Raw genomic sequence first — 25,239 nt, 5'->3', positions numbered from 1 at the left:
TCGTCCTCTATCGATTGAGATAGAGGGCGTTTTTTTATTTAGATAAACAATAAAAGGATGATTAAAACTTAATAAAGGAGTCGAAATTATGGCAAGAATTTTATCTGCAATTCAACCATCAGGAACATTAACTATTGGAAATTATTTAGGGGCATTAAAAAACTTCGTGAAATTACAAGATGAGCATGAATGTTTATTTTTCATTGTTGATCAACATGCGATTACAGTCCCACAAGATCGTTTAGAATTACGTAAAAAAATTAAAGAGTTAACCGCATTATATTTAGCTTGTGGATTAGATCCAGAAAAAGCAACGATTTTCGTTCAGTCAGAAGTACCAGGGCATACGCAACTAGCTTGGATGTTAACTTGTAACACGTCCATGGGTGAATTAGAGCGCATGACTCAATTTAAAGATAAATCACAAAAGCAAGCCGCTAAAGGACAAGGAATCGGTGTTGGATTATTCATGTATCCAGTCTTAATGGCAGCTGATATCTTATTATACGATGTTGATTTTGTACCAGTTGGAGATGATCAAAAACAACATTTAGAGTTAACTCGTGACTTAGCAGAGCGTTTCAATAACCGCTTTGGAGAAACTTTCAAAATTCCTGAGCCATTAATCGCTAAGACAGGGGCTCGTATTATGTCATTACAAGAACCGACAAAGAAAATGAGCAAGTCAGATGATAACCCACGTAACTTCATTTTAATGACAGATGAACCGAATGTCATTCGTAAAAAAATTAAATCGGCTGTGACGGATTCAGATGGAATTATCGCATTTGACCGTGAAAATAAACCAGGATTATCAAACTTATTAGAAATCTACTCAGTGATTACTGGAGAATCAATTGATTCAATCGTGGCTCGCTATGAAGGATGCGGATATGGACAATTTAAATCTGATTTAGCTGAAGTAGTTGTCGCTGAATTAGAACCGATCCAAAATCGTATGAAAGAATTATTAAATTCACCAATTATTGATGAAGTATTAGATCGTGGGGCAGAACAAGCGAATAAACTAGCATTCAAAAAAGTAAAAAAAGTGGAACATAAAATGGGATTAGGTCGCAAAAAATAATCATTTAGAACGGATAGCTCAGAAAAGCTATCCTTTTTCTTTGATTGAGTAATCTATTAAGCACGTTTCTTAGCAACTTTTTCCGTCGAACATTCGGACTTAAGGACAGTTTAGTTCTATTATTGAACATTACTGGGGAAAGCGTTGACAATGTATGGCAATTTCAAATAAAATGAGAATAACTTGAACGCAAGATGAGTTAGATGGGGGCTAAATATGGGGAAAGTTTTGGTTTTTTTATTTGATGGGATGACGGATTATGAAATTACGTTTATTTGTCATGTCTTACATTCAGATGCAGGGAAAGATATTATAACGGTCGCTTATGAGGATCGTGTCGTCAAAGCACAATCAGGCTTCAACTTTGAACCTGACTGTACCCTTGCGGAAGTCGTTGATTTAGATACTGAGGGACTTATATTATGTGGGGGGCGAGAGGTTGATATTAAACCTTCACTAGTTAAATTAATTCAACGCTATCATGGTGAGCGAAAACTATTAGCAGCGATTGGAACAGCTGGAACCATCATGTTAGCTAAATCAGGTGTCTTAGATGAAGCGACTTATACAACACCTTTAACGCAGTGGTCAACGAAATACCAATATGTCTATGGAATCCAAGATCCATTCCCGCGCGATAATTGTATTGAAAAGCGACTCGTACGTGACAGACATATTATCACGGCACAAAGCATTGCTTTTTTAGATTTCACATTAGAAATTTGTGCTTGGTTTAAATTATTTCAAAACCATCAAGAGAAGCATGCGTTTGCGAAGTTGATTAAAGGAGCATAAAAAAAGGTTAACTCTGACATTGGAGTTAACCTTTTTTATATATTTAAGGGTTTTAATTCACCATGAATAATGATTTGTTCTTCTTTTATATATGATTCAATTCCTTTATATGAGCTTGGATAAAAATCCTCACATGCTATTAATCTCATAAACGAATATGAGGAATCATTCATAAAAGCGATTTGTGAATCGATCATGTCTTGTAATGATTGGAACACAGTTTTCATCTGAACTGATGAAAAAGATTGGGTAAATTGTAAAACGACGTGTTTAATTTCTTCTTTTATATATTTAACATGTTGCATTAATGTCATGTCTTGAGTTAGGCTTAATGGTTTGACGGTTTCATCAAGGTTCATTTGACTTTGTATGTTCATGATTGGCGTCACTTCTGAAGATGCAACGACGTTTGGTGTCTCATGACATCCAATCAGTAAAACAGTACTTGCAAAAGCTACAAATATCATTTGTTGTAGTCTCATATTGACCTCCATTGCTACACTTTTTGGCGAACGTTATTTAATTTAACACAAGATTTTTACAATGTAAATAATAAAAAACTAAAAAATGATAAAAATCGACCTTCAAAAACGCTTTTTATGTTACTTTATCCCATTTTATAATGAGGATGAGTTTAACGTAACGTTTGATTTTAAAAAGATAGTAAAACAATTTTTAAAGTTACTGATATTTCGTATAAAGCATGCTACAATACCATTAATTGGTAAAAGTTGTGTTTTTGATATAAGTCAGTCATAGATAGGGGGATGAGTTTGATGATTAAATATAATAACCGAACGAATTTAATGGAAGCGATTGAATTTAATTATTTATTAAATGATGTTAAAGATCCAAATCTTTATCGCGATGTTTATCCGTATGATGAAATTCCAAAGGTGACATTTAATCATACGCGGGTTCCTATACGTATGCCAGATGATATCTTTATAACAGATACATCATTTAGAGATGGACAACAATCACGCGCACCCTATACCGTTGATCAAATGGTAACACTGTATGAAATGCTACATCGTCTTGGTGGACCCCAAGGAAAGATTCGTCAAAGTGAGTTTTTCTTATATTCGAAAAAAGATCGAGAAGCCGTCTATCGATGTTTAGAATTAGATTATGAATTTCCAGAAATCACAGCATGGATTCGTGCGAATAAGGATGATTTTCAATTAGTTCATGAGATGGGATTAAAAGAAACGGGTATTTTAGTCTCTTGCTCGGATTATCATATTTTTAAAAAATTAAAGATGACACGTAAAGAAGCTTTTGATCATTATTTAGGCATCGTTAAACAAGCGTTAGAAGTTGGTATCATTCCAAGATGTCACCTCGAAGATATTACACGTGCTGATTTTTATGGATTCGTAGTACCATTCGCTATGGCGCTGAAATCATTAAGTAACGAAAGTGGTGTTCCTATTAAGGTGAGAGCTTGCGACACGATGGGATATGGGGTTACTTATCCAGGAGCGGCTTTACCACGCTCGGTTCAAGGAATTATTTTTGGACTTAATCATCATGCTCAAATTCCAAGTGAACAAATTGAGTGGCATGGGCATAATGACTTTTATAAAGCCGTTAATAACTCATCGAATGCTTGGTTATATGGAGCTAGTGGCGTTAATTGTACGATGCTTGGGATTGGAGAACGAACTGGAAATACGCCTCTGGAAGCGATGGTGTTTGAGTATGCCCAGCTGAAAGGAACACTAGATGGCATGGATCCTACTGTCATTACAGAGATTGCTTCTTATTATGAGCATGAAATTGGTTATAAAGTGGCGTCTAATACTCCTTTTGTTGGAAAAAACTTCAATGTGACTCGTGCCGGTATTCATGCCGACGGCCTCTTAAAAAATGAAGAAATCTATAATATTTTTGATACGGATAAATTTTTAAATCGTCCACCCCTTGTCTCGATTTCTGCTCATTCAGGATTAGCTGGAATTGCTCATTGGGTGAATAGCTATTATCAGTTAAAAGAAGAGGAGGCTGTAGATAAAAACTCAGCACTCGTCTGTCGATTAAAAAGATTTGTGGATCAGGAATTTGAACAAGGTCGAATTGGAATTATGTCAGATGAAGAGTTAGCCAATTATGTCGAGTTTTTAAAATCTAATGGGGGCGTTTTATAATGGGATTAACATTATCACAAAAAATTATTCAAAAACACCTGCTTCATGGAGAGATGAAAGCAGGAGAAGAAATTGCAATCAGCATTGATCAGACGTTAACACAGGACTCAACAGGAACGATGGCTTATTTGCAATTAGAAGCCATGAATATTGATCAAATCAAAACTAAACGCTCAGTTGCCTATATCGATCATAATATGTTACAAGTTGGTTTTGAAAATGCAGACGATCACAAATATATTCAAACGGTCGCTAATAAATATGGGATTTATTTTTCAAAGCCTGGCAACGGGATCTGTCATCAAGTTCATCTTGAACGATTTGGAGTACCTGGACAAACGTTAATTGGGAGTGATTCACATACGCCAACGTGTGGGGGGCTTGGCATGTTAGCCATTGGGGCAGGTGGTTTAGATGTTGCACTTGCTATGGCAGGTCAACCGTACTATTTAAAGATGCCCAAGATGGTTCAAATCAAACTAACTGGGGCACTAAGAACGGGTGTCTCATCTAAAGATATTATTTTAGAAGTTTTACGTCTACTAAGTGTCAAAGGTGGCGTTGGTAAAATTATCGAATACAGTGGAGAAGGGGTAAAGACATTAACTGTTCCGGAACGCGCAACGATGACTAATATGGGAGCAGAACTTGGAGCTACGACATCCATTTTCCCAAGTGATGAGCAAACATACGCCTTTTTAAAAGCTCAACAACGCGAACAAGACTTTACAGCATTAGTTGCAGATGAGGATGCTGATTATGATGAATCTTATGAAATTGATTTAGATGAATTAGAGCCACTTGTGGCCAAACCTCATTCACCAGATGCCATTTCAACCGTCGAAGAAGTGGGAGCTATAAAAGTCGATCAAGTGGCCATTGGGTCTTGTACGAACGGTTCTTATCTTGATTTAATGAAAGTCGCTGCTATTTTAAAAGGGAAAAGGGTGCATCCAGATGTCAGTCTGGTCATCTCACCAGGGTCAAAACAAGTATTAACGATGTTAGCTCAAAATGGAGCATTGGCAGATTTAATTGCTAGTGGGGCGCGAATTTTAGAATCTGGATGCGGTCCATGCATTGGAATGGGACAAGCTCCTGCCAGTCATGCCGTGAGTTTACGAACATTTAACCGTAATTTTTATGGACGATGTGGAACGTTATCAGCACAAGTTTATTTATGTTCACCTGAAACAGCGGCTTATTCAGCAATCAGTGGGACATTAGTTAGTCCATTGCAAGCAACAACGTTTGAGCACCCTTCATTCCCTCATCAGTTTGAAGTGTTAGATAATAGTATTATTTTACCAAACGAACTAAAACAAGACGTCGTTCGAGGACCTAATATTAAATCATTCCCATTAAATGAGGCACTTAAAAAGGATTTAGAAGCCTCCGTATTATTGAAAGTAGAAGATAACATTACCACTGATCATATCATGCCATCAAATGCTAAGCTTCTCCCTTATCGCTCAAACATCCCATATTTATCGAACCATTGCTTTGAAACGATTGATTCTACTTTTTCTTCACGCGCAAAACAGGCGAAGCAAGGCTTTATTGTTGGAGGAGAAAATTATGGACAAGGTTCCTCACGTGAACATGCGGCACTTGTTCCACTGTATTTAGGAATCAAAGCTGTTTTTGCTAAGTCATTTGCACGCATCCATCGCTCAAATTTAATTAACTCAGGAATCCTTCCTTTTGAATTTGAACAGTCTTCAGATTATGATTTGATTGAAGAAGGAGATCGATTATCAATCAAAAATTTAAAAGAGGCCATTGAATTGAATCAAACACAGCTTACAGTGACAAATCAGAGTAAACAAAGCACGTTTACCGTTCATTTACCATTAAGTCCTCGTGAAAAAGAGGCGATTCTAGCAGGTGGGATCATTAATTTAATTCGTCAAAGGGAGGAAGCTTAATGAGAACAGTCACATTAATTCCAGGGGATGGCATTGGACCAGAAATTAGTCAATCTGTCGTCAAAATCTTTGAAGCTGCCAAGGTTCCGATTAAATTTGAAATCGTTGAAGCGGGAGCGAAAGTGATGGATCAAGAAAAGACTCCACTGCCACAGGCCGTCTTAGATTCTATTCAAAAAAACAAAGTAGCGCTCAAAGGCCCAATTACAACGCCGATTGGATCAGGCTTTCGTAGTGTCAATGTGGCCTTACGACAATACTTTGATTTATACGCCAATGTACGTCCCGTTAAAAGTATTAAAGGGGTTCCTTCCCGTTATGAGGAGGTTGACTTAATTATTGTTCGTGAAAATACAGAAGATTTATATGCTGGAATTGAACATAAAATCGGAGAGGTAGCGGCTGAAAGTATTAAGGTCATCACGAAAAAAGCAAGTGATCGCATTGCAACGTATGCTTTTACACTCGCGAATCAACAACAACGTGAAAAAGTAACGGCCGTTCATAAAGCGAACATTATGAAATTAAGTGATGGTTTATTCTTAGATTGTGTTCGTGACATTCGTGAACAATATCCTGACATTGAATATGATGAACAAATTGTAGATGCGATGTGTATGAATTTAGTCTTGCATCCTGAATCCTCAGATGTTTTAGTGATGGGGAATTTATATGGCGATATTTTATCTGATTTATGTGCCGGATTTGTAGGTGGACTTGGATTAATTCCGGGCGCAAATATTGGAGAAGAGATTGCCATTTTTGAAGCTGTTCATGGTAGTGCACCGAGCATTGCCGGCTGTAATCAGGCCAATCCAACAGCTTTGATTCAATCTGCAATCATGATGCTTCGACATTTAAACCTTCTAAATGAAGCAAATCGCATTGAGGCCGCCCTTTATGCGGTATATGAGCAAGGGCATGACTTAACCAAGGACTTAGGTGGAACAGCGACAACGACACAGTTTACTGATGCGCTCATTGCTAAATTACTGAATAATCGATAGAACGGGCTTCCGTTCTTTTTTTGTTTTCCTTTGACAGAAGAAATGAGAATGTGACGGACTGAGACAACTTCCTCTCTATTTAAAGACGTTTAATGAATGATTTTTTTATCGAAGAATGAGTAATATCAAATGCTACCACACGTCATGCGATATAATAAGTCATATTAACTAGGCGAAATGGAGGATTCATATGCCAGACATAAAATCAATCTTACTACTTTGCTCCTTCTTGTGTTTCATCACCGGTATTTTTAGCCCTGAAGTCATCATTAGATGGGGAATTCCTTCCGTTAAAACTAGAAGACGTGTCCTTGCACTTTTTGGAGGTGTGACACTTTTATTAGTCATCATCACACAAATCGGTGAATCATTACCGGAGACTTATACTGAATTTAATCCTGAGGAAGAACCGTCTAATATTTTTGTCTTTTCTCCCATTGAGGCAGGAGATCGAATGAAAATTTATAAAATTGCTGAAACCGGCTATACCAATCATTTAGAGATTAATATTCTGAATCAGCAGACCTCTTTAGGTAATGAAAATTATAATGCACCTGAAGGATATGAGTTTGTTCAATTAGATTTAAGGGTAACAAATAAAATGAATGAGCCCTATACACTTGATACACGTGAACTTCAATTACAAACAGGGATGCTTGAAGTCTTAACACCAACCATTGAGGATACGACAGAAACAAGGATTGATCTCGCGGGAGAAGAAACAATTGAGTTATCCCTAGTTTATTTACAACCGATTGACGAATCCTATTTGACCTTAACGTATTTACCACTAGCTACAGAAGCAGAATCCAATGAAGAAGCCTCAACAGAAGTCAGTGTTAGCAAAATTGGAGAAATCATCAAGACAAAACAAACGATGATTCAAGTTCATGAAGTGAGGCGAATGAATCAGAGTGCTAAAGCTGGATTTGAATATATTGAAGTCTCATTAAGTATTAAAAATCCAAGTAATCGTGCGATGACGTACTATCCCTTTCATTTTGAGTTAGAGTGTAGTTCAAGTCCTAATCGGGTAAAATCAGCTATGGGAATATCTGAAGTAGAAACATTAGGAATAACCGAGTTAGCTAGCGGAGGAATGGTGACGGGCACCTTACTATTTGAAGTTCCTAAAGGAGCGACGGATTTAAAGCTTTATTATCACGAACCCTCATTATTTACAAAACAAACCCTTGAAATCAATTTAATGGAAACAAGTAGTCAGTCGCTACCGCTACAATCTGAAGTCGTATTAAGTGAACAATGGAAGTCAGTAGACGAACTCAATAACAGACAACTCAAAGTTTTAGAAACAGAGTTAATCAAAGAAACTAAATACACGCAAGCTAAAGAACATCATCAATTTGTTGCTGTTCGTGTTGAGTTGACAAATCAATCGGCTGAAAATCAAGAATATACCGCTTTTGATTTTAAATTAATGAATGAGCAAGGTCGTTTAACGATGCCAAGTCTTTTATTAATTGATAATCAATCCGAGTTAACGAGTGGCACCTTAGCACCACAAGAAAGTGTCACAGGTTACTTATTATTTGAAGATTCCGATTTATATACGACTTTTTACTTACTTTATTCACCTGATAATTGGAAAGATTCTGAGTGCATCATTCAACCGTTACAGTAATTTGTGGGAATATTGAAAAAATTTTACAATTTGTTGAAAAAACAGTGTCTTTTTTGTGTACACAGTGTATAATATTCTTAATTTAACAAAAAAAAGAAAAGTTAAAATGCTTTAGGCTGATGAGTGAATTATCTTAGATCTAGATGGCACACTTTAGCGTCTCAAAGGATGGGGATCGATTCTTAGAACGAGGCCATTTAATTTTTTAAGCTGATGTAAAAATGTTGAAGATGATAGGTTATATAAGCAAATGGCTATCGCTATTCCTAGATGAATTGACATAGCAACAAGTTGAATGACTGAAACCTATTTCAAACGTACCATTCAAATGGTATCCGTTATTAATCATAAATGATGGTCAAGTGGGTTATATCGAAAGCTTTTTAGATAATGATCAGTGGCATCAGTCATGTAAGGCTAGTATTCAAGGACTTGATACAGTGTATCATAATCATTGAACGTCATGATTTGAAGGCCCATATAGGTAGGGAAGACATTGTAAGACTTCAAATCAGCTAAAGCAACTTATTGATCTTTCTTTTTTTGCAAAGGATGAATTTGAAGACGTTGATCTTCAAATAGAGTCCTATCACCATGACGTGAGTGAGTAGGTGAGTGAATGCTAACGTTCGTTGGGGAAAGACGATCGTTAGAAATAAAGGAGTAAAGGGGTAGTGAGTATGAGTCAAGGGCTTTTTGAAACATTAATTAAAGAAGAACAACAACCATTTTCAGGATGGGATTTTAGTTACTTAGAAGACAGTGGTCGAATGGTAGAGTTTCCTTTAAAGTGGAAATTTTCAAATGTTTTAAAGCCATATCTTGAAAATTGTCACCGATTATTAGATATGGGCACAGGTGGCGGTGAATATTTAAGTTCATTCGCACCACTTCCAGCGGTGACCTTTGCAACAGAAGGGTATGAACCTAATGTAACGATTGCTGCTGAGCGTTTAGCACCACTTGGAGTAACTGTCGTTCCAATTGAATCAGATGATCATTTACCATTTGAAGAGGATTCGTTTGATGTGATCATGAATAAGCATGAATCCTTTAACGCAGATGAAGTGGCACGTCTTTTATCAGAAGATGGTTACTTCATTACTCAACAAGTCGGTGGTTTAAATGACTGTGAGTTGAATATCTGGTTAAATGCAGAACCCAGTCACTTTTCCAATTGGAGTTTACGTTGTGCTGTGAACCGTTTAAAAGAAGCAGGATTAACGATTTTAAAGGCAACGGATGATGTCTCATTCACACGTTTTTATGATGTGGGAGCCATTGTTTATTATTTAAAAGCGATCAGTTGGCAAATCCCTGATTTTTCAGTGGAAAAATACTTTGATCGTTTAGAATCCATCCAAGCTGTTATTGATAAACAAGAATATATTGATTTTACACGCCATCGTTTTTTAATTGTGGCACAGAAAACAAAGCAAGATGAATTAAATTGACAAGACTAGTCGTGATCCAGCATGTAATTGGTAATTTATTCGATTCATGCTGGATTTTATGATCTTTTTTTGACTCTTTATGAACTGCTGACTAATCAGACTTCTTTTATTCGGTTATCAATTTTTAAAATCTCGTGTTAGTCGTTTGACATCTGTCTTTAATAAAGTTCATGGGGATCCATTCCATTATGATAATAATTATCTACAAATTCTTTTGTTTTTTTATCCATAAAGCTAATGTAGAGGTTTCCAGTTTCATCAAAGCACATTTCATCAATGGTGACTTGATAAGTTTTAGCTATTTCTTGTGCTCTAGCTAATCGTTCACTACTCTGAGTAATCACATAAATTTGTCTAAAGTTATCGGCTGAAATAATTTTCCAGCCAAGTGCATGTAAGATATCTAAGATATTCAATTTAATCACCTCGAATACCTTATTATAGGAGAAAAAGTTCTTAGTTAAACAAAAAAACACCTCGTCAGAGGTGTTTTAAATTATTCTTGTTCTAAGTTTGCAACGTATGATTCACGATCAATAGGAGAGAATCCAACGATTTGATCACAATGAAGGGTTAATTCATCAAAACTTAGTGTGTGTCCCGCTGCATAAGTGACGATAGCCTCTTTGACACAAATCATGCTACCATCACCGATAAATTCTACGTCCTCTTCACGCATGTTTTTAATCACTTCATCTTTTGCTGCCGAGATGATTCCTGCCATCGTTTCATCCATTTGATCTCCAGCATAATATAAACGTCCCATGACATGGCCAAAGTTAGTGATTAAAATAACATATCCATCACCAGAGTTAGCTATGGCAGATAATAAATTTAAATTTAAATATTTAGAAGACATTTGCTTCATACTAACACATCCTTATCTGAAATACCTTATCCATTTTAACATGAGAAAAAATTCACGACTACAATAATTTATCGAATTTTTAAGAATAACAGTGATGAATGATTTACGATGATACCTGATATTTCAGTTCATGCCCTTATTTTAAATGATAAAATCAAGAGTTCACTCAACTTTTATTCGATAAAAAGCGGATTCTTTTTTATATTTCATGTATAATTATCGTAAAAGTTGTCAGATAAAAATAGAGGTGAATATAATGGACTTTTTTAAACACTATCCTCGTAAAAAGATTGACTTAGCAACTATTGAGGAACATTACAAGCTAGGTAACTATCAAGAGTTATATTATTTTATACAAGAGGCACTAAAAACGGGAGTCATCATCCCAATCAAAAGTAGTGGGAGTAATGGGAAAAAACCAGCATTGTATAAAACTTACCGAATTCAAGTCACGATAGAAAATGAAGCAACTCTTCGTGAGGAGTTACTCTATTTAATTCATCCCAATTTAAAAAATGATTATTACCTGGCTCATTTAACGCAATATAGCAACGATCGTGAAGCCATATTGAAGCTCAGTTCTTTTTTTCAAACGAAATCATCTGATTTAGAACATCCCACTGCAATCAATGAACGCAGTTTTCAGATTTGGCAACAAGAGAAGTTTCTCTTAGAAGAAGGAAACAGACTTTTAAAAAATGTTGGCCTATCAATGACTGATTTAAATATTTATGAAACAGCAGAACCCCTGGCGTATTTTAGTGCTTGTAAAGAGACGCCTCAAAATATTTTAATTATTGAAAACAAAGATACGTTTTATAGTTTGCGTAAATATTTAATTGCGGGGCATAAAGAGATTCTAGGGTGTCGAATCAGTACCTTAATTTATGGAGGCGGTAAAAAGGGTGTTAAAGGATTTCAACATTTTCACGCGAGCGTTGAACCGTATTTATTGCACCAAGACAATCGATTTTACTATTTTGGAGATTTAGATTATGAAGGAATTATTATCTATGAAAGTTTATGCGCTCATTTTTACTGTGAGCCATTGGTGTCAGCATATGAGGCGATGCTTCAAAAAGCAGCCAATCTTCCATTACCAAAGACGAAAGAAAAACAAAAACGTCACGAACAAGGCGTTTTCTTTAGCTATTTTAATGAGGTGTCAGCCATGAAAGCCATTTTAGAGAATGAGTATTATATTCCACAAGAAATATTGACGATGGAAGATTTTTAGGAGGAAGGACATGCAGTACGATTTTTTACGACACTTTCAAATGCGTATGAAAAAAGTGGGTGCCTATGCGGTCTTGTTTAAGAACAGTTTAGCCAAAACGACATGGAAAAGTTATGGGTTTGATGAATCTTATGAACAAGTCAACCTCATGTTTTCAGTCTTACTTTATATTATGGAGTGCTCACTCAAAGAAGAGGTGTGCACGATGGATGACATTGCGAATTTCATTGATCAACTTAACATGCAAGCTTATCAGAAGTCACTGTCCTATGAACAAGCAAAAGAGCTGGCTATTTTTATTGTTGATGTAGCCCTTTGTAATGAAGGACGTCCGATGTACTTTGAGAGTTATAATTACGAAGAAAGCCAGTATGAGTCCATTTATATCAGCTTCGTCGGAAACAAAGTGGTTTACATCGATCAAGAATTGAAACGAACGTCGTATTACTTAACCGATGAAGGCTATGAACTGATGTTATCCACCCTTGAAGTCGACAGTCATTTACAATTAACGATTCAAGAGATGATCTTTAAACTGCACTTAGAGAAGGCAACGTACGATAAAGCGGTGGATGATGTCAAAAATATCTTTAATTTATTGCGCATTCAATTTCAAAAAATTGAGGGAGCCATGCGAAAAATCCGTCAAAATGCCTTGCTATATTCAGTGGATGACTATAAAGAAGTTGTTGAACAAAATTTAAGCATTATTGAAGAAACCAAAGAGAAATTTTTAGGATATCGCGAGAATATTAAACGTCGAATGCAAGAACTAGAAGAAAAAGATATTACGATTCAAAAGCTTGCAGAAGATGAACGTGAAAACTTAGGGCATTTAAAAACGATTGAAAGTTATTTAAATCAAGCCCTTGATGAACATCAGCGAATTTTAAACTTACATTTTGATTTGAAAAGTTTGTATACCAAAGAACTTGAAGGTTTGACGCAAATGGGGATGATTCAACGATTTAACTTACGCACTGAACTTTATGAAGAAGTATTAAAACAACCACATACCTTGGATTTTATGGATTATTTCTTACGCCCGTTATTTATGAAACCATTAGAAAAGACGTACAACCTTAATAAAAGTATTGAGTTACAACGCCCGATTTCAAAAAAGAAAAAAGAAGAAGAGTTTTTTACCACAATTGAAGAAGAATCAATGGAAACCTTTATCCTTGAACAAAAGCAGCAACGACTTCAGCGTTATCGGGATAGTCTAACCCTTTTACTGTCATTTGTTTTTAAAACGGGAAGTATTGAACTAAATGAGATCCAGCGACAACTGAATGACTCTCAATTACAACAGCTTATTCCAACCGTTGAAATTTTTAAAGAAATTATGATTGAATTATTGCAAGCGAAAGAACTCGATATCCAACGCTTAAAACAAGAACGTTCCGAAAATATTAGTGAACAAACCTTTGAATTTCAGCTGAGCACTTGTTTGCTTGATGTACTGGAAGCACAATTTCCATTAAAACGAATTGAAACGCTGACGGTCACTCGAACAGAAACAAAAAAAGTGGTGACATTTGAGCACGTTCAAGATGAAGAAGGGCGTAAAAAGACGATTAAATGTTCTAACATTAAATTAGAGGTGAAGTAACATGAGTTATCAAATAGAAGAAGTAAAACTTAGCCAGCAAATCTTTTATCACTTACTTTCACAGCGTGAATTAAATGAGCAACAAGACAAAGCTCTTTATTACGCCTATACTGGAAATGAAACGGTGATGAATTTAGTCAAAAGCCAAGGCGAAATTGCCAATTGTGTCATTGAACGTTATGGAAGTAGCATCTACTTAATTCCAAAAGAGGAAAATGAAGTTCTAGGATTTTCAAAACGTGAACTAAAAAAAGTCCTTTGTAAATCATCGGGAACAGATAAAGATTATTATTTATCTCAATTTGTCATTTTAACCTTACTTGTTGAATTTTATGATGGACAAGGACAAAGTGCAAAAGGGCGAGACTTTATGCGTGTGGGAGAGTTACAAAATATCATTGCCGAGCGTTTAAAAGAAGGCGCAACCTACTATGACGAAGAACAACAACAGCAACTTGGCATTGCCTATAGTAACATGCTAGAAGCCTTTGAAGCGCTACGAAGTGATGATCGAGGTTCAAAACAAAAAACAACAAAAGAAGGATTTTTACATGGAATCTTTAAGTTTTTACAAGAGCAACAACTCATTGAATACATTGAAGCTGATGAAATGATTACAACAACGAAAAAGCTTGATCAACTGATGGATTTTAATTTATTAAATCAAAACAACTATACTCGAGTATTACACGTCCTAAAGGAGGCCGAAAATGAGTCGAATTAATCGTATCCGTATTGTCAACTTAAATTACAATAATAACGCCATTCGAATCGATGATGAATGCTTTGAACTAGTCAATGAAAATACGTTACTTTCTTTACGGAATGGGGGCGGTAAATCGGTGTTAATTCAAATGTTAACCGCTCCGTTTGTTCATAAACGTTACCGTGATACGAGTGATCGTCCATTTGCTAGCTATTTTACGACGAATCAGCCAACGTTTATTTTAGTGGAATGGAGTTTAGATCATGAGGCTGGGTATGTGTTAACGGGAATGATGGTTCGTAAAAATCAAGAGCTGAAAGAGGACGAGGATCATCGTTTTGACCTTGAAATGATTAACTTTATTCATGAATATACGTCTGAAAATGATTACGATATTCAAAATTTCCCGCTACTGATTCAAGAAAGTCAGCGTAAGACGTTAAAAGGGTTTCATGTTTGTCGTCAATTATTTGAGCAATGTAAACAAGATAAACAACTTAAATTTGATTACTATGATATGAATCAGCCGGCACGTAGCCGTGCCTACTTCAATAAATTAGAAGAATTTCAAATTTATTATAAAGAATGGGAGTCCATCATCAAAAAGGTCAATTTAAAAGAGTCGGGATTATCTGAATTATTTAAGGATGCAAAAGATGAAAAAGGGCTCACAGAAAAATGGTTTTTAGAAGCGATTGAAAATAAGCTCAATCAGCAGCAAGACCGCATGAAAAACTTTGAAACACTAATAAAAAAATATATCTTACAGTATCAGGCGAACGAAGGAAATTTCAAAAAAAAAGAAGGAATTTTACGTTTTCAAGAAGAAATGCAGCCGATTTTAGAGCTTGAAAAACAGTTGCTCGAGAATGAAACTCAAGTGCATGAGTATGAATGTCAATTGGCTAAATTATATGCCATTTTAGATGTCTTACACCAAGAAACGACACAGGCAAAGGAGCAGCAGAACCAGCAATTAGAGCAGTTAACTCAACAACAACATCGTCTAGCTTATGAACAACAATCCCTTGTCATTTATGATTTAATGGATCAGATAACAACCTTACTTAAGGAAACAGGTGAGCAAGAACATCGGTTAACTCAATTAGAAGAGCGTCAACAAATAACCGTGAGACAACAACACATCTATGAAGCAGCGAATCGTTATCAATCGTATAAGCAAGCGTCAGAAGATGTTCAGCGTTGTGAATCGGAACTTGCCGTTGCGAAAAAAAGTCAAGAAGATTTACTCCCACGTTTACAAAATCTTGGATATAGTTTAAGTTTAGCGTATGAACAGCAAGTCGAACGTGAACAAGCTGACTTAACTCATGTTCGTTGGCAAATAAAAGATGTGATGCAACAACAAAAACACATTCACAAGCAATTAGAGATCAAGCAAGAGGATCGTCAGCAATTTTCCACTCAAATAGGGCGACTTGAGCAAGCTATTTCACAATTTGATCAAGACGAACAACGCTTATCTTCTAAGTATGACGAAGCTATTCAACGAAACTTAGAAGGTTTTTATGCAGCGGGATTGTTAAAGGAGACAATCGACTCCATCAAACATCAGCTTGGAGAACTCAAGAAACAAAAAAAACAAGACTTAGAACAAGAGCTTCACGTAAAAGAGTTGCAGCATAAGGTGAATCGTGATTCAGAAGATGCTAAAGAAGCACTTGGGTCGTTAAAAATGATGATCAACGCCTATCAACAAGAACTACAACAATTAGAAGAGGAATTGAAAGTTCGTCATCGTATTCGTAGTTACATTGCTTGGCCTGAAGAAGCCGTTCTTGATACAGATGGCATGATAGAGGCGCTACACCAAAAGCGCCAAACCGTTGAAGGACGTCTACGTGAGTTTGAACGTGAAATGGATCGTTTACAAAAAGAAAAACAACAACTTCAATCGGGAGAAGTTTTGCCGATTCCTGATGATTTAAAACAACGTCTAGCGGATGAAGGGATTCAATATATCCAAGGAATAGACTGGTTAAAACGAAATCAACGTTCAGCCGAAGAAAATCAACTCCTTATTTCGAAAAATCCATTTTTGCCCTACAGTTTGATTTTAAATGCTACAGAGATGAAGCGATTAAAACGTATTGACCTTCAAATTAAAACGCCATTCCCTGTACCGATGATTCTGAGGGAACAATTAGAACAAGCACCGGCCACAACGTATTTATCTGGTTATTGTCAATTAGATACCCTTCATTTTTATGTTTGGTTTAATGAAGAATTATTAGACGAGCACCGTTTGCAACAATTGTTACTGCTTAAAGAAAAAGAAATTGCCGAGATTCAAGATAAGTGTGCCACACAACGTCTTCATCTTGAACGATATGAGGAGCAAATAGGTGTCTTAAAATATCAAAAGCTATCTGCCACAACATATGATCATGCTAAAAAACAACTCTCTGATTCCTTAACACAACAAGATGAATTACAACAACAACTTCTTCATTTTCAAGCGGAAAAAGAGCGTCTTCGTGGAGAATTAGACGCGATCTTGAAACAGTTAACGACACGTCAAGAACAGATTCACTTTACTCAATTGAAACTTCAAGATTTTGAACAATTTATAATTGCTTATGAGCGTTATGTTCAGTTTCTGAAGGAGTTATTAGACGTCCGTGAGCAATTAAATACAACGTTAAGCGAGATTGATGAGGCGATGCAACAGCAAGCAGAACTTCATGAATCATACGATCGATTAAAAGCCAGTGAGCGTGAAAAACAAGCGCGTTTATCCCAGTCACAAGCAGTTCTTCAACGCTTTGAGCATTATGAAGAAGGAGAAGAATTACGAAAAGATGTGGAGGATTTATTAGCAGAGTATGAGGCCATTAAAGATCAATTAGATGGGGTGCTACATCGCAGCGAGGAAGACCTCATTTCAGCGAAAAAGCGATTTAACTTTGAAGAAGAGCAACTTCATACACTCATGCAACGTTATGAACTTTCAGATGCTGATTACCAACACATAACCTATGATAAATTTGCGCATGAAGAGGTGTTACATGAGATTGAACGATTGACGCATGAACTTCGTGAACAAGAAAAGGTGATTAATGAGTTAAAGATTTCAGTTGCAAAATATGAAACTGAGAAGAAAAATGCCTATGATTTATTAAAACGTGATTTAGGTGAAACCGAGATTTTAGATAAATCTGAAGTCGTGAAGCGGGATTTCATTATATTGCTGTCACAAAATCAAGCACAAATTAAAACGGTGAAGCAATGTCTTCATACGCTCGAGCAATCATTAGCGTTATACGCCCGTGAGCAATCGAATTTAGTCGAATATAACCAAGAGTTACCTGAAACAGACGTTGTCATTGATTCAAGCTATCGAAGCTATGATGAAAAAGCATGGCAAACAGAGAGAGGAACATTACTTCGTGATTATAGACAACAACAAAAAATGGTCGAAACATTAAAACATTCAATTAGCGATGAGTTTAATCGAATGAGTCGCCTCCCTCTATTTGAAGAGGATTTCTTTAATCGTCCATTACAGCGATTTGCTGTATGCAAACATGTCCCGCAATCGTTTATCGAGCAGTACGACACGATGCATCAAGTCTTTAACAGCCTAATGAAAAAGTTAGATGTTGATATTGAAATGAGTGAAAAAGAGAAAAGCAATGTCATTCAATTGTTACTTGATTATGTCGGAGAAATTCATAAACAACTCGGTTTAATTGATCAAAATTCAAGTATTCCGATTCGTGGGAAAAACATTAAAATGCTTCGCATCAAGCTACCTGATTGGCAAAGTAATGCCAATGTTTATCACGTGCGAATGAACGACTTTGTCAACTCATTAACGCAACATTGCTTACAACTCATGCAAAATAATGAAAATATCGAAGAGTTTATTGGCCATCAAGTGACAACCAAACAACTTTATGACCAAATTGTTGGAACGTCAAATGTTGAGATTAAATTATATAAAATTGAAGAGCAACGTGAATATCAAATCACATGGGAGCAAGTGGCGAAAAATTCAGGAGGGGAAGGATTCTTATCCGCCTTCGTTATTTTAACAAGTTTACTTTCTTTCATGCGTCGAGACGAAACAGATATCTTCTCAAGCTTTGAAGAAGGAAAAGTTTTACTCATGGATAACCCATTTGCCCAGACGAATGCAGCTCACCTTTTAAAACCACTCATTGAACTCGCAAAGAAAAACAACACTCAATTAATTTGTTTATCCGGGCTAGGGGGGGACTCCATCTATAGTCGATTTGAAAACATCTATTCCTTAAGTCTCGTTCCATCCAGCTTCAAAAAAGGATGTGAATACCTCAAAAGCCAACACATCAAAGGCGAAGTCGAACCCCACCTGGTGATTCCCTCGCGCGTTTACGTGGAAGATGCAGTACAAGAAGCGTTATTATTTTAACAGTTAATCTTCCTAAAAATGAGAGACCTCAGTTGTATATTCAATATACAACTGAGGTCTTTTAAAAAACAATCAATGGGATTGCTTATTAAATTAAAATTATCTCCAAAGTATGTCATGTTTTTCTATAATTTGTTAAAATAAACTTAGTTTAAATCATTTCTTAAATGTCTATGCAAATATTGTAGCAAAAGCATGTTACTTCTTAGCTAGGTTATTTACTGTAGAAAAGAAATTTAGGAGGGCAACGATGACTAAAACATTAAATTATTATAATCAGTGTGCTCAGGCATACAATGAAACAACTTTAAATATTGAGTTTGATAGTAAGCGTGAGATGCTGTTAAAATATCTTCAACCAAATGCGCATATTTTAGATTTAGGGTGTGGATCAGGAAGAGATAGCAAAGGGTTCCTTCAAAAGGGTTATAAAGTGACTGCCGTAGATGGTTCTAAAGAATTATGTAAAATTGCAAGCAAAAACATCGGGCAAGATGTGATTTGTCAGTTGTTTAATGAACTAGATGCTGTTAATGAGTTTGATGGAGTATGGGCATGCGCCTCTTTATTACATTTACCAACTAATGAGTTGAAAGAAACAATTTCAAAAGTTGAGAATGCGTTAAAAAATGATGGCTATTTCTATGTTTCATTTAAATATGGTGATTTTGAAGGTGAGCGTGACGGACGATACTTTAATGACTTTACTGAAGTTTCATTCAGTACCTTACTGAAAGAGTTTCCTAATTTAGAACTTCAAGAAGTAGAAGTCACAACAGATGTGATTCCAGGTCGTGAGAACGTTAGTTGGCTGAACGTGATTATGAAAAAAATAGCTTAAGGAAAAAGACACCTCCATTGTTAGACTTCATTGCTAACGTTAGCGGGTGTCTTTTATTTTGTTGATTTTAAGATGATATTTTTTAGAAGCATTTACATTTTTCTTTTTGCTCTTGGCGTTTGTTTAGTAAATCTTGCTCTGTGTATCCAAGTTTATGACCTAATCCGAATAAGACTTCCATGACATCGATTAGTTCTTCTAGTTTTTTAACTAGATCATCAAAGGAACCAAGCGGATTTTATTAACTGTATAGCCTGGAATAAAACGGCTCAAACCATTGATAGGTATGTCCTAAACGAAAGATGATTGGGATAGAGGGGCGATTACAAGTGAGAAATTATGAGAATGGGTCCCCTGCGCTAAGTAGCGAAGCTCTTAGCCATCCTCAATTGGTAGGGAATAAAGCGGGAGTTCGCCAGTATCTATCAGAAGTTTTAGTCAATCGATTCACTTTTCTAGAATCTAAAAAAAGTAGTACGATAGCTGAACCTGTAGAGCCTTTTAATCCCGCTATGGAAAGTAATATTAACCCGTTTGATCCAAACTTCTCAAATGCTAATTACTCTCCCACCAGTCAAAACTACAACAATCCCTTTACAACCGCTACAACTTTGGCTGGGAGTCTAAATAGGGCAATGAATCCTATTTCCGTTAGTGATGATGATTTACCTTTTTAGGGGATAATTCGTGATAAAAAAGATGGCACTCAAATTCATTTCAAGAATAGTTGATATATCTTTTTAGGATATAATCGCCAAACGTTGTATACAGGCTTTGGACCTCGGTAAATGTTTGAACTTTTTAACACTTATTTTTGGTCTGTACGCATTCCCTACTAGCGGAAGATACATTTACGTCGTAAATGGCAGGGGGTCCACTTTGTTTTAGGTTACGTGGCAAACTCCCCGAGTTTGCAATGATGTTTAGTGTTCTACTGATGTGCTATACACATACAAGGGGATATAAGGAGAGAATGAACTGTTTAGTTTTCTAGGATCAGATCTTATCGTTATCAATTGTTACTAGGGTATTTTTTTAAACGCACTGGAATAATATTATTAAAAAATTAGACAATACTCTAAATATTTGTTATATCTAATCTCCAACGGCCAAGCAAATAAAACAACCAATTAATCAGTCAAATAAAGATTTGATATATAATTTAAGCGATTGAATCTTACTGGGATGAAAGCACAAATCAGGATATTATCATTAATGTAACGAGATAAACCGTTACCATATACTCATTACTATTTTTAAAAATTCAAGAAAGTCTCTTATATTTTTCTTTTATGCCGTTCAAATGAATGGCTTTTTTTATAACGATCAATGTGAAAGGGGAAGTGAAAATGGAAAACAAATTAAGAGGAAATTGTGACTTGGCTTACAGTGCAAGAGAGGGATTACCTGATGAAGTCAAAAGATTGTATGGGGTGATGGGTCACCTGCCATTTACGGAGTAAATGTATCCTCAACTAGTAGGGAATGGTGGTGGCAGGTGCCTTGATATTTAGTTGCTATTTAAGAGAAGGCGATTATAGTAGTGGGATATTATTATTTGTAAATGTAGAATATATCTTAGTACATAGAAATTGATAAAAGCCTCAATGGTTGCAAGGCAACTATTGGGGCTTTTATCATCATCTAAGATAGAGAACTAGTAAAAGTGATTTAATTCAATCACTATTGCCTTTATAGATCAATTGTTGTTAATTTTTGGATATACGTGTAAAATATGATTAATAATAGATAATTCGCTTGCTATGGAGTTCACTCCAGTGTTTATAATACAGAAGTAAATGATAGGAAGTGAAACAGATGAACTCAAAACAAGTATCAGAAATGTTCAATCTTTCGATTGATACCTTACGCTATTATGAAAAAGTTGGCGTCATTCCAGCAGTTACACGAAATAAACAAGGATATCGTGACTATCAGACGAGCGATTTAAACTGGATTTTTCTTGTCAAAACTTTGAGAAAGGCTGGAATGACAATTGATTCTTTACAAGAGTTTGCTCGTCTTGCAAAAGAGCATGAGGCGGATAACCCTGACGTAGAGAAAAAACAAAAACAGATTTTAATTGATCAGCTTGAACAAGTAGAAAAAAAACTAGCTGAAATTCAAGAAGCTCGTGATTTACTTGCTTATAAAATCGAGACTTATGATGAGCATCTTGCAAAATTTAAAAATGGTAAGATATTAGAAGAAGATATTGAAAAATTATGGGAATTAAGAAAAAATTAGTTGCTATAGAGTTTACTCCATAGTCTATAGTAATACTTGTAAATTTGATTGAAACAAATTACAGGAGGCGAATAAATGATGAAAACAGTAAAATTAAATAATGGGGTAGATATTCCAATTTTAGGTTTCGGTGTATTCCAAATTGAACCAGAATATACGGCACAAGCAGTTAAAGATGCGATTAAAGCAGGTTACCGTCATATCGATACAGCGCAAAGCTATATGAATGAACGTGAAGTGGGTATCGGGATTAAAGAATCTAATGTGGCTCGTGAAGAGTTGTTTATTACAACAAAAATTTGGATTCAAAATATTAGCTACGAAGGGGTTATGAAATCATTCACAGCATCACTTGAAGCATTAGATACTGACTATGTTGATTTACTATTACTTCATCAACCATATAACGATGTTTACGGTGCGTGGCGTGCAATGGAAGAATTGTATAAAGCAGGAAAAATCCGTGCTATCGGTATTTCAAACTTCGCAGTTGATCGCGCAGTTGACTTAGCTGTTTTTAATGAAGTAACACCTGCTATTAATCAGATTGAAATCAATCCATTTCAACAACAAACAGAAATAATTGCCGCTTTACGTGAAGAAGGAATTGCACCACAAGCTTGGGCACCATTTGCTGAGGGACAAAATGGAATCTTTACAAATCCTGTTCTGACAAAAATCGGTGAAAAGTATGGAAAATCAGTTGCACAAGTTATCCTTCGTTGGTTAGTTGAACAAGATGTCATAGTATTAGCAAAAACAGTTAAACCAGAACGTATGGCTGAAAATATCAATGTATTTGACTTTGAATTAACAGATGAAGATAAAACTGCAATCGCAACATTAAACGTTGGTTCAAGCCAGTTCTTCTCACATTCAGATCCAGTTATGATCAAACAATTAGCAAGCTATAAAATTTAAGTTATTTAATAGATATTCATTAATATAAAGTAAACAAAAATCAATGACTTAATTTGTGATAACTAATTGTCTGATTTAAATTGATAACGTAGGAAAAGAAAAAACCATTATCCCAAATCACATTTAATCTGAACTCAGATAATGGTTTTTGTTTTATCAATTCCCTGTAAAATTTCCGGATGTGAATATTATCGTGGAGATGGGTCAGTACCCATCCCAAATGTTTTAGGTGATTGCCGTAGCGGGATGTATTAAGAATAAAAGACATAAAAAAACAACTGATGAGGGGAATCAGCTGTTTAATAAAAGGGATTTTATAACATAAGGAGTTTTGGGAATAGCAAGTCTTAAACTTACCATTATGTTATGGAATATATTTCTGCTTTTATTCAAAAGCAGGAGATTTAAAGAGAAATCATGTGTTTTAAAAAACTAGAGTGCCTTATGTCACAACAGGTATTTTCATAATCATGTGTAATCCCGCTACCATGCCTGATGAAACTTCAATGCTTCCAAATAACAATAAGTAAATGGATAGGCTAATCATGCAAGTGCATCATTAGCCTTTTCTTATCCTATGCTAAGACTCAAATCTAAAGATTTTCGTACTTAGCGGAAATCCATACTTAAACAACGTCATCACTAAACATTCAATCCACCCGTGCCACCATCCTTGCGTATGGTTAGGGTGTGGGGCTTGATGTTTAGCTGTTTTTGTTTAATAGAGGAGACTGCATCGTAGCGAGAGAGTTTTCGTTGTGGATAAAGAATAAACCTTAGTACCAAGAAATTAATAAAAGCCTCAACGGTTGCAAGGCAACGATTGAGGCTTTTATCATCATCAACAGAACTATGAATATAAGGAACGTAAATAACGGTTCAGTATTGAAGAAACTGAACTATTATTTACTCCCGCCACTAAATAGTATCTTCTTATTAATAAAGAGATTGATATAAAAAGAAAAATAGGAAAATCAAAACGACATGAATTCATGTGGTTTTGGTATCCATGATCTTTTGTAATAGATTTAAAACATGCTAGAAATAAACATGGAATATTCGGCTACCATGAAGCATTCTAACTACATTTATCCCTAATAACAGTATCACTAAATATCAATCCACTCATGCCTACATCCAAGTGGATGTGTTATTTAGTTTTATATTTAATCTGAAAAACTCATCGTAGCGGGATTTTAAAGTGCCGCCTGTAACGGCAGTTATCCTAATAACCACAAGCCTCCCGCTACAAGAATTTATCTAATTGCATTTCACCTAAAGAAACACAATAAGGCATGGATAGGCGAATCATGTTCATCACATCATTCGCCTTTTCTTATTGGATGTTTTATTACAAACAAAGATGATCACTAAGCATCAATCCCTTTTTACGCCCCCATCCTATTGATGTGGGGCAGTGAGGGCTTGATGTTTAGTTGCCCACTTAACAAAGATAATTGCTAGTAGCGGGATTACGATACTTAGATATAACCTTAGTACAAAGAGGACCTTCCATCCCAAACGGTTGCAAGGCAACGATTGGGGATGGAAGATCATCTTATATTCTTTATTTAACAGGGGCTATTATTTATCAAATTAATCTTCTCATACAAGAAAAAAGAGCCTATAACTAAAATGAACGCCATTAAAAAACGTCACCGTACGCCTACGATGTACGGCGTGTGGGTGCTATTTTTAAGGCGTTTTTTTGTTAGGAGAGGGAGATACTTATTATACAAGATGCACGTGTTTCTTGATGAAATACTCTATCTATCAAAGTTCATTAAGTAGCGGGAAATATCCACGTATAAAACTAGGACTAGAAAAGTTAAACGGTATTTTTGCATATCGTGTCATGATATTCAATAGGCAACGATAGAACAGTTGCTGTTAATTTATCAAAATAACCTAGCTAATGACAGCTAGGCTTTTTCTTTCAGTTTTCAGACATAAAAAAAGAAGAACAGTTGACTAGGCTGTTCTTCAACAAACAAAACAAACAAACTAACTAACTAAAAGAGAAATAACAATCAAAGTTATAACTTTTTAATTCGTTACATAAATAGTATATCACAATTCATTCGTAGTTACCATATAAAATTATATAATAAAGCATGGATAGGCTAATCACGTTTATACGTCATTAGCCTTTTCTCATTAGATTTTTAATCTAAAAGAGAGAGATCACTAATCATCAATCCCTTGATACGCCCACATCATGCTGATGTTGGGGCCATTAGGGCTTGATGGTTAGTTTTCATATTTAATATAGATGACTCATCGTAGCGGGAAAATCATTTCTATACTTAGTGGTAATCTTAGTACCT

Annotated in this window: 18 protein-coding genes and 1 other annotated feature (1 of these 19 running past the window's edge); of the genes, 15 read left to right on the top strand and 3 right to left on the bottom strand. The window is 35.6% G+C overall.

Features of this window, described 5'->3' with window-relative positions; translation table 11 throughout:
- Positions 1 to 11, top strand: a binding site (T-box leader) (it extends 203 nt beyond the left edge of the window).
- A gap of 77 nt (positions 12 to 88) precedes the next feature.
- Positions 89 to 1,087: a tryptophan--tRNA ligase gene (gene trpS / locus NEH74_RS06940; RefSeq protein WP_055243985.1), complete on the top strand. Its 999-nt coding sequence runs from the start codon at positions 89 to 91 to the stop codon at positions 1,085 to 1,087.
- A gap of 216 nt (positions 1,088 to 1,303) precedes the next feature.
- Positions 1,304 to 1,882, top strand: coding sequence for a DJ-1/PfpI family protein (locus NEH74_RS06935; RefSeq protein ID WP_055243983.1), 579 nt, complete (start codon positions 1,304 to 1,306; stop codon positions 1,880 to 1,882).
- Between the two features lie 35 nt (positions 1,883 to 1,917).
- On the opposite strand, the gene NEH74_RS06930 is transcribed toward NEH74_RS06935, so the two are convergent.
- A complete protein-coding gene (locus NEH74_RS06930; protein WP_055304169.1) occupies positions 1,918 to 2,364 on the bottom strand; it encodes a hypothetical protein in 447 nt (148 codons plus the stop codon).
- 294 nt (positions 2,365 to 2,658) lie between these two features.
- Between NEH74_RS06930 and NEH74_RS06925 the strand changes: the two genes are divergently transcribed.
- The 5 genes from NEH74_RS06925 to NEH74_RS06905 all read left to right on the top strand — a co-directional run bounded on the left by NEH74_RS06925 (position 2,659) and on the right by NEH74_RS06905 (position 10,063).
- A complete protein-coding gene (locus NEH74_RS06925; protein WP_055304167.1) occupies positions 2,659 to 4,032 on the top strand; it encodes a 2-isopropylmalate synthase in 1,374 nt (457 codons plus the stop codon).
- Entirely contained in the window at positions 4,032 to 5,960 is a 1,929-nt protein-coding gene (locus NEH74_RS06920; protein WP_055304165.1) for an aconitate hydratase, read from the top strand. Before NEH74_RS06925 ends, NEH74_RS06920 begins: the two co-directional genes overlap by 1 nt.
- Positions 5,960 to 6,967, top strand: a complete 1,008-nt coding sequence (locus NEH74_RS06915; RefSeq protein ID WP_055304163.1) for an isocitrate dehydrogenase (NAD(+)) — start codon at positions 5,960 to 5,962, stop codon at positions 6,965 to 6,967. Before NEH74_RS06920 ends, NEH74_RS06915 begins: the two co-directional genes overlap by 1 nt.
- A 190-nt stretch (positions 6,968 to 7,157) precedes the next feature.
- The gene (locus NEH74_RS06910; RefSeq protein ID WP_055243975.1) at positions 7,158 to 8,609 is read left to right on the top strand and encodes a DUF4352 domain-containing protein; all 1,452 of its coding nucleotides are present in this window, start codon (positions 7,158 to 7,160) and stop codon (positions 8,607 to 8,609) included.
- Between the two features lie 680 nt (positions 8,610 to 9,289).
- Complete coding sequence (locus NEH74_RS06905; protein ID WP_055304159.1) at positions 9,290 to 10,063, top strand: class I SAM-dependent methyltransferase; 774 nt, start codon at positions 9,290 to 9,292, stop codon at positions 10,061 to 10,063.
- Between the two features lie 158 nt (positions 10,064 to 10,221).
- Here NEH74_RS06905 and NEH74_RS06900 read toward each other — a convergent pair whose 3' ends face one another.
- Complete coding sequence (locus NEH74_RS06900) at positions 10,222 to 10,488, bottom strand: hypothetical protein (protein WP_238581248.1); 267 nt, start codon at positions 10,486 to 10,488, stop codon at positions 10,222 to 10,224.
- A gap of 71 nt (positions 10,489 to 10,559) precedes the next feature.
- Positions 10,560 to 10,931, bottom strand: a complete 372-nt coding sequence (locus NEH74_RS06895; RefSeq protein WP_055304155.1) for a hypothetical protein — start codon at positions 10,929 to 10,931, stop codon at positions 10,560 to 10,562.
- A 256-nt stretch (positions 10,932 to 11,187) separates the two neighbouring features.
- Between NEH74_RS06895 and NEH74_RS06890 the strand changes: the two genes are divergently transcribed.
- The 8 genes from NEH74_RS06890 (at position 11,188) to NEH74_RS06855 (ending at position 22,912) form a co-directional block, all read left to right on the top strand.
- The gene (locus NEH74_RS06890; RefSeq protein ID WP_055304153.1) at positions 11,188 to 12,168 is read left to right on the top strand and encodes a Wadjet anti-phage system protein JetD domain-containing protein; all 981 of its coding nucleotides are present in this window, start codon (positions 11,188 to 11,190) and stop codon (positions 12,166 to 12,168) included.
- A gap of 10 nt (positions 12,169 to 12,178) precedes the next feature.
- Positions 12,179 to 13,780, top strand: coding sequence for a hypothetical protein (locus tag NEH74_RS06885; protein ID WP_055304151.1), 1,602 nt, complete (start codon positions 12,179 to 12,181; stop codon positions 13,778 to 13,780).
- A 1-nt stretch (position 13,781) separates the two neighbouring features.
- A complete protein-coding gene (locus NEH74_RS06880) occupies positions 13,782 to 14,504 on the top strand; it encodes a DUF6063 family protein (protein WP_055243964.1) in 723 nt (240 codons plus the stop codon).
- Positions 14,491 to 18,903 (top strand): hypothetical protein, encoded by a 4,413-nt coding sequence (locus NEH74_RS06875; protein WP_055304149.1) that lies wholly within the window; start codon positions 14,491 to 14,493, stop codon positions 18,901 to 18,903. The genes NEH74_RS06880 and NEH74_RS06875 overlap by 14 nt, the downstream gene beginning before the upstream one ends.
- Before the next feature lie 250 nt (positions 18,904 to 19,153).
- On the top strand, positions 19,154 to 19,744 hold the full coding sequence (locus NEH74_RS06870; protein ID WP_055304147.1) for a class I SAM-dependent methyltransferase: 591 nt from the start codon (positions 19,154 to 19,156) through the stop codon (positions 19,742 to 19,744).
- 329 nt (positions 19,745 to 20,073) lie between these two features.
- The gene (locus NEH74_RS06865) at positions 20,074 to 20,421 is read left to right on the top strand and encodes a hypothetical protein (RefSeq protein WP_055304145.1); all 348 of its coding nucleotides are present in this window, start codon (positions 20,074 to 20,076) and stop codon (positions 20,419 to 20,421) included.
- Positions 20,422 to 21,562: 1,141 nt separating this feature from the next.
- Entirely contained in the window at positions 21,563 to 21,991 is a 429-nt protein-coding gene (locus NEH74_RS06860; protein WP_055304143.1) for a MerR family transcriptional regulator, read from the top strand.
- Positions 21,992 to 22,069: 78 nt separating this feature from the next.
- Positions 22,070 to 22,912, top strand: a complete 843-nt coding sequence (locus NEH74_RS06855) for an aldo/keto reductase (RefSeq protein ID WP_055304341.1) — start codon at positions 22,070 to 22,072, stop codon at positions 22,910 to 22,912.
- Positions 22,913 to 25,239 lie beyond the last annotated feature (2,327 nt).

This window comes from Turicibacter sp. GALT-G1, from assembly GCF_025594995.1.
GTDB lineage: Bacteria > Bacillota_I > Bacilli_A > MOL361 > Turicibacteraceae > Turicibacter > Turicibacter bilis.
This window is presented reverse-complemented; position numbering and strand designations above follow the sequence as displayed.